Here is a 3,717-nt window from a genome sequence, read left to right as displayed (position 1 = left end):
TATCCAGAGCTGCCAGATAAAGCCACTTTTGAGGCGCGAGCAGCAGCGATAGCGGGGGCTGAATTGCTGTCAGGAACCTTATTGACTTGCTGCTGTTGTTTTTCAGCGTATAAGCGGCTGTTTAATGATGAAAGCTGATTCTCTTTTTGCTTGGCCTGCGCACTTAGGTTGCTAATTGCTTGACTAATTTCATCATTATTAGAAACATAAGCACCACTTTTGGTGCTATAGATGTTTTTTGATGAACCGTAGTTTGATGCCACAGAAGTATTGGTGATGGTATTATTTGTTTGAGAGATTGTGATAGCAGCACCACTCGTTTGTGCTATGCCCATACCCAGTACTGACAAAATCAATAAAGCCTGTTTCATAAATCTAATACCTACGGTTAATTCAAAATCGTCTGTTATCAACAACAGCGCAGTCAATTAAATCTCAATAACTCAAGTATATATATGTCATAGTGACTGATACTTCTGCTGCATATTATTCATATAAAAAATGATTATTGGCGATCACAGCTCATTGAAGTCTTACGAAGCTGTTACAAATCAAGCTGCTGACCAAAACACAAAGCCGACTTTAGCATAGGTTGTTTAGCCTGTCATTCCCCTTAAAAACCCCAAAAATACTTTTTTGATGTCGAAAAAATTGCTAATATCCCACATTTTACAATGTAAGTTTGTGTAACATGTACAGAATATAGCTGACTAGATTGACCACAATTTCTACTGTTTTATAAGCAAAAAAACGTCTGAGGGTTAAATCTATAATTTAGATTTAACCCTCAGACGTTTTTCTATTGGATGAAGTAATTACCCTATATAGGGTCTAACTAATTATTAAGATAATATAATAATTTATAATATTAATATAGATGTTAATTCCCTACTGGCTTATGTAATATTACGTAATTGTTTCGATACATCCTGTATATTCTTGTATTAACCCTTAATTATTTATCTATTTTAAGGGTTAATAACCGATAAATCCGCTTACATTGTCATCAAAAGTTACAAATTCAAAGTTATTTTTGCTTTTAAAGTCGCAATAGCTAATGAATTTTTTGATGAAGAATCATTTTATAAGCAATAGAACAGTCTTATACTTGCTTCATTCGCTTTTAACGCTAACACTATAATCAAAGTATTCTTAACTGCTAACACACTATAATTGCTGCTCTACCGATTCAATATCAGCATAAACTTGGGTCGTCCCGTCTTTATTGAGTTGCATAACCTGATAGGGCATGAATTTATTTTGATACTCCATACCCGGGCTACCAACAGGCATGCCAGGTACGGCAAGACCCATAGCTTGTACTGGCGGATTTTCTAAAAACTGCGCCATATATTTAGCGGGTACATGACCTTCAAAGACGTAACCATCAGTAGTGACTACAGTATGGCAAGAACGCATTTCATTTGGAACGCTGTAGCGCTCTTTAAATACGGCTAAGTCCGCAACATCTTGCGCGGTTGCACTTAGACCATTATCTTCTGCATGACTTATCCATTCTTTACAGCAGCCGCAATTGGCATCTTTATAGACAGTGGCTGAGACGTTTTTTAGTAAGTCTGGTTTACTTACTGATGTCATCATAGAATTATTTATAACGTTTGGTTCAGCTGTCTTCGGAACAGTCACTACATCTTCAGTTGATGCCGATGTTGTGCTTGCATCAGATACGCCACTACTCGGTTGGCTACAAGCAAATAGTGATGAGGCGGCAAGTAATACTAACGTACTACGCAACCCCTTAGACAGATAACGATTGAATATAAGACTGGATTTTATTTTTAAGGGGGTCATAGTGCTCTCTCATGTACTGTAGATATTGTGAGCTATAGAAGGTCAAGTAACACTTCATATCGTTTGGTAATGTAGCATAATAACCCATCAAACGGAGTACGTAAATTTATCCATTGAGCAGTGCGGACTGGTATCATAAGCAGTTTTCATTTTGAAATGCTGCCTGTAGTATTAACAGGTCTATCCGAGTTTTGGATTTTGACTAAAAATTCAAAACTCATAATTTTGGATAATTTGCGATGCGCCTGTCTACTATTAATCTACAAAAGTGTTTGAGTACTCACTCAAATCAATTACCGCTATGGTTTACGCTAGTAGCAGCATGGCTTGCAGGGGCTATTTTTTTATTTGCGCTAGCGCCTCATGGGTTCTGGCCGCTAGCAATAGTGTCACCAGCGATTTTATATGCGCTGTTGGTGACAAGTATGAGTGGTCGTCGCGCTTTTATTATCGGTGAAGCTTACGGTATGGGGCTATGGTGCGTCGGCGGCTTTTGGCTCTATACTGCTATCCATGATTATAGCGATACACCAACGTGGCTCGCATTGATTATGATTGCATTGATGGGTCTCGGTATGGGACTGTTTCATGGATTGTTAGCACTAGTCTTTAACCGTATGGTAGGCAAACAACCCTTTTCATTTGCTGCTCTTTGGGTGCTACAAGAATGGTTAAAAACTTGGTTATTCACAGGCTTTCCGTGGCTGTTTGTTGGTTATGCATTTACTGAAGAGTATTGGTTATCGTCCTTAGCACCCGTTGCTGGTGTTTTTTCCGTCTCTTTTGTTGCCATACTATTGGCTGCAAGTTTAGTAGAGCTACTGCTTCGACGCAGTAGTTATGCCGTCGTTTCTGTACTGTTATTAGCCATTAGCACATCATTATGGCTGGTCAATCCGCAATGGACAAAACCTAAGGGCACACCTGATCTGTCAGTGTCATTGATTCAAGGTAATATTTCACAAGATATAAAGTGGCTGACGCAATATCAAGTAGAAACGCTAAAGATTTATGCGAAGTTAACGCGCACTGAGTGGGGACGTGATGTGGTGGTGTGGCCTGAATCATCTATTCCGATGTTTCAGGATGAGGCTGCGGGCTTTATTAGTGAAATGATAGAAATGGCCAATGCGACCAATACGACATGGATAACTGGTATCCCTTATAAGGATAAAGCGGCATTCAATGCCAGTACGGATAAGTATCCCCCATTTTACAATAGCGTGATTGCTCGAGGTGTAGAAGCGGAAGGCCTATACAAGAAGCAGCGTCTAGTGCCTTTTGGAGAGTATATTCCATTTGAAGGCGTGCTCGATATTTTCCCAAGTTTGGCCGGTAGTCAGGATATTAAGAGCTATAGTCGTGGTAGTGATCAGCAGTCACCGCTAAAGGTGCGTGAACACAATATAGGGACGGCTATCTGTTATGAGGTAGCTTATCCAGATACCACGCGTAAAAATGCCATCGATACTGACTTTTTGTTGACCGTCTCTAACGATGCCTGGTTTGGCACTTCAGCAGGACCATTGCAACATTTGCAAATGGTACAAATGCGCGCGCTTGAGAACGGGCGCTGGTTTATTCGAGCGACCAATACTGGTGTTACCGCTATCATTAACCATAAAGGTCGTATTGTAAAACGCGCACCGCAGTTTGAGCGTACTGTACTACGTGGTGAGATACAGGCACGGGTTGGTAACACGCCCTTTATGCTTATGGGAAATTATCCTATCTTGATAATAATAACCCTGTTATTACTAATAAGCTATTTTGGCAAAGGTCTAACCACACTTAGAAGACGAGGGTAATAGTAAACTTAATCATAATAATTTAATCAGCGTAAGTTTTTTATTTTTTCTAGGTAACGTCCTAACGCACGTAAATATAAAAGTTTTAAACTATTGA

The 3,717-nt window shown here is 39.6% G+C and carries 2 protein-coding genes and 1 pseudogene; 1 reads left to right on the top strand and 2 read right to left on the bottom strand.

Features of this window, described 5'->3' with window-relative positions:
* Window positions 1-371: pseudogene (locus NJD71_RS13370) on the bottom strand (CHAP domain-containing protein); the annotation flags it as partial.
* Window positions 372-1,167: 796 nt separating this feature from the next.
* Window positions 1,168-1,812 (bottom strand): DUF411 domain-containing protein, encoded by a 645-nt coding sequence (locus NJD71_RS13365; protein WP_319052395.1) that lies wholly within the window; start codon window positions 1,810-1,812, stop codon window positions 1,168-1,170.
* 239 nt (window positions 1,813-2,051) lie between these two features.
* Between NJD71_RS13365 and lnt the strand changes: the two genes are divergently transcribed.
* On the top strand, window positions 2,052-3,620 hold the full coding sequence (lnt, locus tag NJD71_RS13360; protein WP_319052394.1) for an apolipoprotein N-acyltransferase: 1,569 nt from the start codon (window positions 2,052-2,054) through the stop codon (window positions 3,618-3,620).
* Window positions 3,621-3,717 lie beyond the last annotated feature (97 nt).

The sequence above is a fragment of the Psychrobacter sp. PP-21 genome (assembly GCF_033790785.1).
GTDB lineage: Bacteria > Pseudomonadota > Gammaproteobacteria > Pseudomonadales > Moraxellaceae > Psychrobacter.
Note: the sequence above shows the minus strand (reverse complement) of the source record. Positions and strands in the feature narration are given on the sequence as shown.